The sequence below is a fragment of the Nibricoccus aquaticus genome (assembly GCF_002310495.1).
Lineage (GTDB): Bacteria > Verrucomicrobiota > Verrucomicrobiia > Opitutales > Opitutaceae > Nibricoccus > Nibricoccus aquaticus.
Genome location: NZ_CP023344.1, coordinates 4084381 through 4096848, shown reverse-complemented (window position 1 = coordinate 4096848; position 12468 = coordinate 4084381). Strand labels below are relative to the sequence as shown.

Sequence of the window (12468 nt, the reverse complement as noted above, 5' to 3'; positions counted from 1 at the left end):
CCAGTCGCTGCGACCACGATACGAACGGCGAGCGGAAGACAGAACTTTTTAGAGAGAGTATTTGGTTTCATAAATGGGCATGCCTTAGCCGCCTAAGCGGCCCTCGATGCGGGAGAAGTCCACCGTGCGCTCTTCCCCGTCTTTGAAGCACACCGTAACACCAGCCTCACAGTCTGTGGCCGGCACGATCTCTCGAACGAGATCAGTCTCACTCGCCGTCCAATGCCTCCCATCCGTTCGATGCAGCATCAACGTCACGAGAAGCGAAACCTCCGCCATTCTTTCTCCACGGGATCGCACCGCATAGAGCACCGTGCTCGTCTCGGCTTCTACATTCTTGCAGGTGTGTACCTGCGCCGCGACACCGCTCCACCCGCGATAAGTCGCAAGCAAAAGTCCCCGCTCTCCGCATACCGCTGTCGCAAACTGCGCCCCATCTTCCCTCCATTCGCGAATTTCCGGTGCCATTCCGTGCAGATGCGGCAGACCAAAATGTCCGAGCCGGAGCTCACATTCTCCGTCCGCACGCACACGATCGACCCGCAGCACTCCGCCGGGGATTACGATATCCGCCAGATCGATGACCACGTCCGGCATGGGCGAATTTCTTCGAAAGATAATCTGCCGGTACAACACCCCATCGCGAAACCCTCCGTGCCGCATCGCCACCGGCGTCGCCCATTTGCCGGCCGCCTCCGAAGAATCTTCGCCCAGCCGCCGCAGCGAGTAACTCATCGCCGTCGCCCCCGCTTCATCGTCCGCTTCCCACGGAAAAGCCGTGTTGAACGCGAGGCGTTGATACCACGATTGCGCCAGCGCCAATTTTCCCGGGCGACACTCCGCCGCGCCAGTCGAGCCATGGATCGTCGCCATCAGCCCGGGCCTTTCCAGCAAAACCGTCTGCACGCCACTCCCCAACCGCGGCCACTCGCCTTCGTTTTCAACTGCGGTCCAAAATGGGGAATCCTTCGGCAAACTCAGCGCCTGAAAAATCTTCGCGAGCCAGAACGGACTCGCCGCGCAGCTGTAGCTTTGGAGAACCGGATCGCACGGGCCGAAAAATCCGAGACTCGGAATCTCATCCATCCAAAGATCGTCGCGTCCAAGAAACTGCAGAAGATTCCCCGACGCGATGCGTCGCGCCCAGCCGGGATCTATTGGCGTCTCCCTCAAACGAAAAGCGGCGACCAGCGGCGATGAGGCGGCGCAGCGGTAAATCGCGCTTCTTCCCCAAAGCAGCGACTCCCCGTTACGGCCAAAAAAATGCGGATACACCGCCATGAGCTCCCCGTGCCTTCGCTCGATCATCCGGGCGGTTTCCGGTCGCCTTTGATACCCGGTCCAGTCGCACCACAAAGCGCCGTAAAATTGAAAGGCCCACGCCGAATAATAATCGAACTCCAGTCCGTCCCGGTACCAGCCGTCACCCGCATAGAACGCCATCAACGCATGAAGGTGCCCATCCATCGCCACCGCATCCACAGCCACCTCGTTCGCTTCAAGAAAGGCCCCCGTGAGCACGTTGAAGAACCGCCAGTTGTGCGGATGCGTTTTCCCATGCGCATGGTCGTGAAAACACGCCGCGATCGTCGCACGCTCCATTTCAGAATACTGGCTCCAAACGCTCGTTCGCGCGCTCATCAGCCCGATACAGAGCGCAGCGACTTCCACCAGTTGCTGCGCCAGCTGTCCGCCATTCGCACGCGCGATATCCTCCGCATGGCCCATGAACGTCGGCGACGACGGATCGCACGCCTGCAGAATCTGGCGTGCGTAATAGTCGCGCACGTTGATGCCACGCACCATCAGGTCCGGATTTTCTTCGATCAGCGGCGCTGCGATTAAAAACGTCCGCGCCAGCCCTTCCATTTCCTGCGCGCGCAAGGAAACCCAAGTCGCTCCAGGCCTCGGATACGCCTCAGGGCTGCGCCGGGGAAAAACAAGCGGTTCGCGGACATTTCCCAGGTGGGCAAAAACGCCTTCCAATAGAAACACCGCTGCTTGCACCCAGTGCTCCCGCGCCATCCCGGAAAAGGGGCTGAGCCTGAAATCAGGATTCTCCGGTACGAATCGCATGAAAGGCTCAGCGCAGTTCGGCGATGAAGGGAGCCGCCGGCAATCCCGATGCGCTCCGCAGATCGCAGGCAGGATCGTCGCCCCACGCATAAACCACCCGCAGCGGTTGCACGCCCTCCGGCACGGTCAACACCACGCCCGTACCCTCGATCCGCGCGCTCACCGCCACGTAATTCCCCTCCGCTGTCGCCAGTTCAAATCCGCCGAATCGCTCCGAGGCGCTCACCAGTGCTTCACCCCAGGTTTCAAAATTCACGCGCACCGCCTTGTCGTCTATGCGTTCCGCAGATCGAAACCTCGGCCCGGAAAAAATCAGGTTCTCGCCATAAACTTTTGCGCGCGCGATCGCCGCCAGCCGCGCACCCACCTGTCGTTTGTTGAGCGGATGCACGTTGTTCGTCTCCCCGATGTCCACCGTCACCGCCATCTCGGTGGCAGGCAGTTTCAACGCCTCCGCTTGCGCCAGTCTCAGGCCCGCCCGGTCGTAGCCTGACGACTTCGGATCGAGGAAATTGGGCGCCTGCACGAACAGGAACGGCAGTTGGCCTCCGTTCCACTTTGTCCGCCAGTCCTCGATCATCGCGCAAAAAAGTCTTCCGTATTCGCTGTAACGCGACGCATTGGCGCCGCCCTGATCCCAAAGAGTTCCCCGGATCGCATAGGGCATGAGCGGATGAATCATCGCGTTGAAAAGGCTGGACGGCGTATCCCGGTTTCCCGGCCCCGGCGGCATCGGACCTGGCCGCAGTCCTGCGCGCGCCAGCTCGAATCGTTCCGCCACGGTCACCGCGTTCCAGCGCGTCCTGGCCTCGGTCACGGCTTGGGCAAGTACCGGATAATTCGCCAGTGCTTCCGCCCAGCGCTGAGCCACCACCGCAAAAGCGGGATCTGAAGCCAGCGCCTCGGCGCTCATCCACGACTCGATCTGCGTGCCTCCCACACTCGCATTGATAAGCCCCACGGGCACGCCGAGCTTCCGCTGGAGTTCACGGGCAAAATAATAACCAGTCGCGGTGAAGCGGCCTACCGTCGCCGGGGAACACACCATCCATCGTCCTTCCACCGATTCAGCCGGCTCCATCGCCACAGCGATGCCCACGGCAAAGTGCCGGATATCTGGATACTCCGCGGCCGCCTCCTCCTCGGGTTCGTCCAGCTCTTCCACGCGAAAAGCCATGTTCGACTGGCCCGAGCACAACCACACCTCGCCGAGCACCACATCACGCAGCCGCACTTCATTGGTACCGCGCACAATCATCTCCGCAGGCGCCCCCGCCTCCATCGCGGGCAATTTTACCTGCCAGCGCCCGTTTGCGTCAGCCACGGCTCGCGCCGTGTGTGCGCGAAACTCCACCGACACGTTCTCCCCCGGAGAGGCCCAGCCCCACACGGGAATTTCAACCCGGCGTTGCAGCACCGTGTGATCGGTGAACAACGCCGCCAGACGCACTTCGGCCGACACATTCGCCGCCAGGATCATCGCCGCGAAATAAAGAAACGGTCTCATGGCAGTTGAGCTCCTTCGGCGGCGACGAAACGCACTTCACTGAGGTTATTCCATTCGTTCATTGAGTTACCAAAGCCCACGTAGCGCACAAAGCGCGCCTGCACCCGCTCGATTCGAAAACGCTCGAACCCCGCCGTCTTCCCGCCCGACGCGCCTTCGAATACTTTTTTCCAGATCGCTCCATCATCCGAAACTTCCAATCGGAAAAACGCGTTCCTCCGATCGCCTTGCCCGACTGCCAGATCGATGGCGACGAGTGGCTGCCCTCGTCCAAAATCGAAGCGAATCCACGGCCCGTCGTTCGGCGCCGTCCAGCGTGTCTCCAGATCATCGTCGCGTGTTTTCTCCGGCACGAAGCGCGACTGATAGTCACTCGCATCTACCGCGACCGTCTCCAGCCACCTCTCGCCGGCTTCCAAACCAGGCGGGCTCTCCGTCTTCTCCAGCGTCACCCAGACTTTCTCCGTTCGAATTTCTCCGTTGAGCCGCCAGCGCACGATATACTCACCCGCTTCACGCTTCTGACTGCGTGGATTCACGCCGTCCCACGACGGCATCACAATCGTCGCATCGCCAGACACCTTGCGACGATAGAGCTCTCCCAACACTACGCGCCCCGTCCTATCGAGGAGATCGATCGTCAACTCCCCGGCAGCCCTTGTCTGCGTCACCAGCCGCACGCCCTCGGAACTCTGAGCACGAATCGCATTCGGAATAACCACTGTCGCCGAAAGCACCGCACCCGGTTGTGGCGGGTGATAAAAGACGCGCATCGCAACCGCCTCCTTCACGTACCGTCTGCCCCAATGTAGCTCTCGCGCCGTCACGGTGTCGTCGTAAGCGCGCTCGATTTTCTCATGCGGCTTGTCCGATTTCTCCAGCGTCGCTCGCCACAGTTCGCGGATCTTCGGATCAAATCGCGCAAGACTGCTCCAGATTTTCCCCGACTCAGCCGAACCATCCGCCGTCCGCCATTTTCCGCCGTACGCTGCCGGCATCATAAAGTGATTGGTGCGGATCAACCGGCGGAGATCGTCCGCATCGAACACCACGCCCGAATCGTATGCCTCCACCATGCGGGCCACTTCCTCGGACTGGTAATTCGGCCGTTGCGGGTGCAGCCCCACCCAGCTCGCCAGCTTCTCGCCGCGAATATCCAGCGGCGCATGTGGCATCCAAAAATTCCATATCACCCGGTCCTCATCGGGCAGATAACGAAAGAGTGACTTCAGCCGCGAAAAAATTTCCTCCGCGCGAAGACGATACTTCATTTCTCCCGTCACGCGCCAGAGTCGCAGCATCACAATCCCCATCGCGGAGTGCTTGTTGAGATTCTCCGTCATCGGCTCGACCGCTGCCGCGACCCACTGCCCCTTCTCCTTGGAGATAAACCGTGCCGGCATCTGGTAACTGCCGTAACCCGCCGCATCGCGATAATACGCGCCGCGATGATTCCACTTCTCCCACCCGATCTTTCGCGCCTTTTCCAGATAACGTTCCGCCGATGCGCCAAACCGCACCGTCAACGCGGGATCTTTTTTCACGATCTCCGCAAAGCCCACCAGCGGCGCCAGCAGGATCGCGTCACCCACCACCGCATCGATTCTGTAGTCATCCAGATTTTGCCGCCCCGGTGTTCCCCAGATCGAAAGTCCGATCCAGCCTTCGTAGCCGTCGGGATCACGCGTCAATTTTCCGAGTAGAAAATCGTAATATCTCTCCGCCTCTTCCAGCCACCTCGCATCGCCCGAAGCCGTATAACCACGCAAAAAATCCGCCGCCGCCCCCGATGCGTTCCAGCAGAATAACTCGCCGTCGGTGTTTGCCAGATTCGGATTTGCGAGCGCGCTCTTACCAAACGCCACCGGGTCGATCGCCACGGCCATCTCGGCTCTTGCGCCAACCAGCGAAGTTAAGAGAAGCGCAAACAGACAAAAAAACTTTTGCGGGGTTAGCATAAAAGAAACGGGAGCCGATCCGGCCATCCGGATGGTGAAGTCGGAAGTGATCCTGCGCACAGGTTGACGAAGAATGAGGTTCTTAGGATTCATCGATTTCATTTTCTCCCGCACTTAGCCGGCGTGTCTTTTCGTTCCAGTGGAGTTCACCGCAAATGCCTTCGGGCAAGACCAGTCGTCCTTGCAAACGCTGGCCGTCACGTCGCAGCACGCATTCGATATTTCCGCGCGGATGCCGCACGACCACATCGATGGACGTCAGGGGTCCTAACAGTGGTCGCACCTCAATCCGCGCAAATCCCGGCGCCGCTGGCCGCACACCGGCGACCGACGCGGCGAAGTGCCAGCGCAGATGCGCGCCCCAGCCATGACAATCGCTGCGTGTCGGTTCAGGAGCTTCTGGAACGGTGAGCAATCCCCGCAGCGGGAGATCGCGCCACATGTCCGCCCGCTTCAGCAGCTCGTCTCCGCGGCCGGCAGCCCTCAGTGCTTCCATCACGTAGAAGGAAAAATAGACCGTGGCACGCGTGAGCGTCGGAGCATTCAACCAGTTTTCCACCCAACGCTCCCGGCTCAGCGCCAGCGGCAACTCGGCGGATAACCCCAGCGCCTGCGCGTGTTCGCTGAAATCAACCTGCTGGCCTGTGTCCGCGAGAAGTCCGTGCCCGGCAGACCAATACCGCTCGACGATCGCTGCAGCAATCCGATCGGCCCTCCGCTTCGTGAGGGCCGCGAGTTCTGGTTCGCCAAAGTGTTTTTCCAACTCCGTCTGCGCGCGCAACGCGAGCAACCAATGGAGATTCACCAGGCATGAATCGCCTTCGCGCACGCCCGGTCCGCAGCCGTTGGTCCACTCCGGTACCCAATCCACAAACGACCATCCGGGTAAAACTCCAAGAAGGCCGTTTTCACCCGCCAGCGAGGCGATCTCGTCGTTCAGGGCACGCACGCCGCGCAGGCGCGCACGCACGAAACTCGCATCATCGCGCCACCACGCAAAGTCCCGGACCATCAGCACCCAGAGCAGCGCGTAAGTCACGCTCACCTGCGTCCACGTCCCGGGAACACGCATCGCCACCAGGCCCGTTCCCCTGCGCGAATCATCGAAAAGCTCGAGCATGCGGCGACTCAATCGGTCGTCCGAAAACACCGCGTAGTTGACCAGCGCCGCGAGGCGGCTGTCACCCACATAGGCCATCTGCTCGTAGTAGGGGCAGTCGGTCCAGATCTCATGCGCGCACGCCCGTGTGGTTCGTTCGCAGATCGCCGCGAGTTCGTTCAGTGCCTCATCATTCGTCGCCACCCGGGCCGCGTCCCCGAGCGGATAGCCCGTCGAGATGATCGCGAGCGATCTGATCGTGAGAGACTGTGCTCCGGTGCGCAGCCGCACTTGAAGAAACCGACCCGAGCGCCACCAGAAAGCCGGGAATTCAACTTCATGCGCTCCCACCGCAAACTCGTCGCCGAAGCCGCAAAAAACTTTCCCGTCGATCGCCGCGCGATCCCCTTTCCGGGTGCCTCCAGCCACACACTCGCACGAAATCGCTTCGTGCAACGCCTCCGCCCAATCGACGCGCACCTGCGCACCGGCTCCCGAGGCAATCAGCCGCACATAACCGCAGACATAATCTTCAAAATCCCAGAGCAGCGTTCGCTCGCTGTCAGGCGGGACAACCACGCTGCCTTCCCCTCGAAGTAACAAACTCCAGTCATTCACACCGGCGTCTGTCGTCTCCTTCAACTGGCCGGTCTTCCACGACCCCGCGAACGCACGGACCCGACCTCGATTCATCCGCGTGTATTCCTGCTCCGGCAAACTGGCCGGGGCGAGACGCCAGCCGGGACGCTGCACGCCATGCGGATTACCACGCACATGGCCGGCGACGACAACCGCCGTTTCCCCGCTTCTCACCAAAGACCAGCGCCCCCCGTCGATTTGGAACTCAGGTCCGATATCGTGATACACCGGGAAAACCGGCTGCACCAGTCGCACCGCATCGGTCAAATCATCCACGCGCCACGGTGCCTGCCCGCTGTTGAGCCGCGGAGCCATCGCTCCGTCGCCTGCAAATAAAAATCCTCCGCGCCACGTCGTCTGCGCAACCGGTGGACGGCTCCGCAGGGCATCTCCGCCTGCGCTCGCGTCCGCGCGCAATCCCGTCAGGGAGCCATCGGCAATCCACCACACTAATGCTTCGAATCGATGTCGGCCGGCGGATAGCGCGAGTTCATGACTGGCCACCGGCCATCTCTCCACCACGCCACGATCCGGCCCGCGCCCGACCTCCACTCCATCGACGCTGAAAATGTAACGCTGGTCCGCCGTCACGTGAACGCGGATGGTTTCCGTTTCCATCAAGAAAACCTCGATGCTGAATCGCAAAAATGCCGTCTCTCCCGTCACGCGCCACGGATGCCAGATCCATGCGGCGGCATCCGCGGGATGTCGCGGCTGCACATTCGCATCCGCGTCCAGCCCTGTCATCGGAGGTAGAAAACGGGGGATGCTCATCGCTGGAGCCATTGGGGACAGTGGACGCATGTGAGCGACATTCTGGGGATGGATGACCAAGCCTCACCCGGCGTCATTTGCCAAATCGCTACGGGTTAAACCTGTTCAACGAGGCAGTTTGAGGCGCATCCGTTAACGGGTTCAACATCCGCGCCCTTTTCTCAACACACCGATGTGAGCAGAAGTGCCGTCGTCACCTACCCCTGCAACGAACTGAATCCGTCTCGACCGCAACGGTGACTCACCGGTCGCTACGACTTCAGGGCGTTGATATGAAGCAACCCCTACCTCAGCCCTTCCGCGTCCGTCGCATCCTCCCCGGATGCCGCACCGGTTCGCGGAGCATACTCCCGAAATCATGAAAACTTCTCTGACTTCCTTCAGAACCTGGGCCTGCGCCTGCCTGCTTGGCGCGCTGCCTCTTTCCGCTTCCGCCGCCACCGTGATCAACGAGGCCTTCACTTCCAGCCCGGCCGCCAACTTCACGGTTGTTTCCGGCGGCACGTGGGCCGTGAGCAGCGGCCGCTACGTCCTCAGCGTTCCGGCAAACGGAACGATCATGGGCAACCTCACCCGCCACAATACCAGCGTATCGGGGGACTACACCCTCACCACCACGCTTCGCATCACCGGCACATCCGCGTTATGGAACGATGCCGCAGTGGTTTTCAACTACGTCGACGCGAGCAACTACTACTTCGCTTCGTTCAACGAGGCGAACGACGGCCTCACCAACGGCATCTTTAAGGTGCAGGCTGGCGTGCAGACCGAGCTTGCCGACTTCTCCGCACTTTCCACCGCTGACACGGATTACGCCATTGAGGTGACCCGCGCTGGCTCAAGCATCACCGTGAAACGCAACGGCACCACGCTCGGCACCGCCTCGGACGCCACGTTCGCCGGCGGCTACGTCGGCTACGGCAGCAAAAATGACGGCGCCCAATTCGACAATCTCCTCGTCAATACTGCGGGCGGAGATGTCACCGCTCCCAGCGCGCCGAGCGGTCTCCTCGGAGTTGCCGCTTCCAGCTCGCAAATCAATCTGAGTTGGAACGCATCGACTGACAACGTGGGCGTCACCGGCTATAACGTTTACCGTGGCGGCTCGTTGCTCACGAGCGTGACCGGCACGTCTCATAGCGACACCGGCCTCACCGCCTCCACCAGCTACACCTACAAAGTGAAAGCCCGGGATGCCGCCAACAATCTCTCTGCGGACAGCAACTCCGTCACGGTGAACACGCTCTCATCAAGCGGCGTCCCTGTGGAAGTTTCCTCCTTCGGTCCCAACGGCACACACTGGCCCTCGGTGCTGGCTACACCGTTTCTCTACGACAACTCGGTGCCCAACATCGTCAACGTCGCCTGCTCCTGGTCCGCCATCAGCAGCGCGATCTCAACGCTTACACCTGCCCAGGTTTCCGCCGGCGTCCTGATTCGTGTGGCTCCCGGCGATCTTCCTGGCAACGGCTCCGGCTCGGGCTCCACTCCCGTGCTTCAAAACTTGGGTTCCACCTCCTGGACTAAGCGCGTCACGATCGCTCCACGTGATGGATACGGCACCGTCACCATCGGCATCAGCGGCAGCATCGGTGCGCGCATCCACAACGTAAACAATGTGTGCTTCGCCGGGTTCATCGCCTATTCGCTTCGTCCCAGCGCCTGCAACAACTCCGCCATCGCCTGGACCAAGATCGTTAACTGGCTCGGCGTTTCCGGCTCTACCAACATGGCGAGCTCCAACATGGAATTCGTCGAGGTGGTTTTGCCTGAATACTCCGTTCGCGACACGGATAGCGCCCAGGCCTCTTCCAGCACCAATGGCGCGCTTTCAAACTTCCAGTTCATCGGATGCTACATCGCCCCGCGTTACCGCTCCAATGGCAGCGCTCATACCGACACGTTCCAGTTCTTTGGTGACTCCGCTTACAGCAACATGACGTTCAAAGACACCGCGATCTTCGCGAGCAGCAACTGCGCGATCCAGACGGGTGGCTTGAACGGCCTCGAACTCCGCCATTGCTACATCGCCGCGCAGGGCCCCGCGCTGTCGCGCTATCCGTTCCCAAGCGGCTACACGCCTCCAAACTCGCTCGATGTCACCAAGACCTTCAATGGCGGCGGCACGAACTTCAAAGCGTACGACTCCATCTTCATCGGTCGCATGCCCTACTCCACCTCGCCGTGGACGCTCGTGAGCAACACGGTGGTCACGGAAGCGGTGGCCCTGGCACCGGGCGGCACCGGCTCATGGACGGTCAACGCCAGCCTCACCAGCACTGTCCCCGATGACTTCGGCGTGACCCTACCCACCGATGCCTACCTCAACTCAATCTGGCAGTGATGCCCTGAGTTTCTGCACAAGCAGTTAACTAACTGAAAAAACAGCGGCCCGATTGATCGGGCCGCTGTTTTTGCGTCCGTTATCTTCGCAAGACCGCTCAGGGCCTTACCGGAGATGCCGATTAAAAAACGCCCGCGTCTCCGCCATCATCTCAGGCGGAAAACGCCCGAATCCGTGTACCGAAGTTTCAACCACGATCAACCGCGACTCCACACCCGCTTGACTGAGCGCACGCTGCAAACCTTGTCCTTGCACGAGCGGCACCAGCGGATCTTTTCGCCCGTGAAAAAGCAGAAACGGAGGATCGTCCGTCGAGACATGCGTGACCGCACTCGCCATCCGCACCAAGTCCGCATGTTCGGGCAACGGCCCTCCGAATAACTTCTTCATCACATAAGCCCGTGCGAAGGTGAACTTCGCCTCCTTGAAATTTCCCGTCGTGAAAAGCTTCGCCCAAAAACTCCGCTCGCTTCGCTTAGTCAGCATCTCCGTAAGATCCGTCGGCACGCACAAACCAACCACCGCCTGAACCCGGCTCGAAAATTCCAGGTTTCCGCCCACGCTCCCCTCCAGGTGCGGCATATCGCCGGTCACTCCGAGAAGTGACGCCAGCATGCCACCCGCCGACTCTCCGCACGCTCCGATATGTGCGGCGTCGAAATGGTATTCCTCCGCATGGGCTCGCAGCCAGCGCACCGCCGCTTTGCTGTCTTCGATTTGCGCGGGAAACTTGGCCTGCCCGCTCAAGCGGTAACTCACGCTCGCCACTGCGAAACCCTCCTTCGCCAGATTCGCTATGGGACAAAATCCGCGCCCGCCTTCCATCATCCCGCCGGCATGAAACCAAAGCACCACAGGAAGCGGCGGGCCGTCCCGCTTCACGGGTAGATGCAGATCGAGCTTAAGCTCCAGTTCATCCACACGCGCATAAACGAGTCCGCGAATGAGCTGTTTTTCCGCCAGCTCCTGCGCTCGTGCGACGAGAGTCAGCGCCAGCATCGCAAGCGCGAGGCCTGTGGCTCTCCACCGGTTACAGCCGTTCATCGAAAAACTTTTTGATCCTGGCCATGAGTTCAGGCTTCGGACGCCCAAAACCGTGTCCCGCGCCAGCCACAACGACGAGCTCCACACCCACATTGGCGCGCTGCAACGATTCCATCAGCAGCACACTCTGCGACAGCGGCACCAGCCGGTCGTTGTCACCATGCACTAAAAGAAACGACGGATCGTCGCTCGTGACGTGGGCCCGCGGACTCATTATGCGTGCGAGTTCGCGCCGTTCGGCAAGAGGTCCGCCAAGCGCCGCTTCGAGCACCGTGCGGCGTGAACGGATCATTTTTCCAAACGCCACTTGTTTGGGGTCGGCGCTTTTGAGCAGCCCGGGCACATCGTCCTGCTCTGGATCGTCGAGCGTGAAATCGGTCGGCGGGCACAGCGCGACGACCGCGCGCACCGCGCTTGACGTCGCACCTTCACCATCACCCCACTCCGCAATCACCGGCGCCGTGCCGAGCAACGCGGCAAGCGTTGCACCTGCCGATTCACCGCAAACCCCGATGCGCTGCGGATCGTAACCATACTCGTTCGCATGCGCCCGCAACCACCGCACCGCGGCTTTGCAGTCTTCGATCTGCGCCGGAAACGTCGCGCGGTTGGTGAAGCGATAGCTCACACTAGCGACCGCGTAGCCTTCGCGCGCAAATGGTGAGATCGGGCAAAAACCCCGTCCGCCCTCTCTCCATCCGCCCCCATGCAACCAGATCACCAGCGGCACCGGCCCTTTCGTGTCACCAGCAGGTAAATACAAGTCCAGCTTCATGTCCCCATCGCTTGCGGGCTGGTAGACCAGATCACGAATCTGACGCACGGATGGAGCGTCCGAAGCGGCCGTCGCGGGTTGAGGAACTTGAGCGGACAGACGCCCGCCACCGACGTTAAAAACGGAGCAAACCGTGATGAAAAACAGGAGTTTGGGCGCGGCAAAGCCAGCCGCTTTGTACGGGTGATTTTTCAAGGGAAAAACAGGAGATTGAATTTGACCGGACACTATCCAAGGCGCACCTGACTGAAC

The 12468-nt window shown here is 60.8% G+C and carries 7 protein-coding genes; 1 reads left to right on the top strand and 6 read right to left on the bottom strand.

Features of this window, described 5'->3' with window-relative positions; all coding sequences use genetic code 11:
• Nucleotides 1-84: 84 nt before the first annotated feature.
• From CMV30_RS16505 to CMV30_RS16490, 4 genes are all read right to left on the bottom strand, one after another.
• Entirely contained in the window at nt 85-2076 is a 1992-nt protein-coding gene (locus CMV30_RS16505; protein WP_175414924.1) for a DUF2264 domain-containing protein, read from the bottom strand.
• 7 nt (nt 2077-2083) lie between these two features.
• Nucleotides 2084-3583, bottom strand: a complete 1500-nt coding sequence (locus tag CMV30_RS16500; RefSeq protein WP_096057044.1) for a sialate O-acetylesterase — start codon at nt 3581-3583, stop codon at nt 2084-2086.
• The gene (locus CMV30_RS16495) at nt 3580-5541 is read right to left on the bottom strand and encodes a discoidin domain-containing protein (protein ID WP_175414923.1); all 1962 of its coding nucleotides are present in this window, start codon (nt 5539-5541) and stop codon (nt 3580-3582) included. The genes CMV30_RS16500 and CMV30_RS16495 overlap by 4 nt, the downstream gene beginning before the upstream one ends.
• A gap of 82 nt (nt 5542-5623) precedes the next feature.
• Nucleotides 5624-8053 (bottom strand): alpha-L-rhamnosidase-related protein, encoded by a 2430-nt coding sequence (locus CMV30_RS16490; protein ID WP_175414922.1) that lies wholly within the window; start codon nt 8051-8053, stop codon nt 5624-5626.
• Between the two features lie 358 nt (nt 8054-8411).
• Between CMV30_RS16490 and CMV30_RS16485 the strand changes: the two genes are divergently transcribed.
• A complete protein-coding gene (locus tag CMV30_RS16485; RefSeq protein WP_096057041.1) occupies nt 8412-10397 on the top strand; it encodes a fibronectin type III domain-containing protein in 1986 nt (661 codons plus the stop codon).
• A 105-nt stretch (nt 10398-10502) separates the two neighbouring features.
• Here the strand turns inward: CMV30_RS16485 and CMV30_RS16480 are convergent, their stop codons facing one another.
• Both CMV30_RS16480 and CMV30_RS16475 read right to left on the bottom strand, forming a co-directional pair.
• Entirely contained in the window at nt 10503-11441 is a 939-nt protein-coding gene (locus CMV30_RS16480; protein ID WP_175414921.1) for an alpha/beta hydrolase, read from the bottom strand.
• Nucleotides 11428-12411, bottom strand: coding sequence for an alpha/beta hydrolase (locus CMV30_RS16475; RefSeq protein WP_096057039.1), 984 nt, complete (start codon nt 12409-12411; stop codon nt 11428-11430). The genes CMV30_RS16480 and CMV30_RS16475 overlap by 14 nt, the downstream gene beginning before the upstream one ends.
• Between the last annotated feature and the right edge of the window lie 57 nt (nt 12412-12468).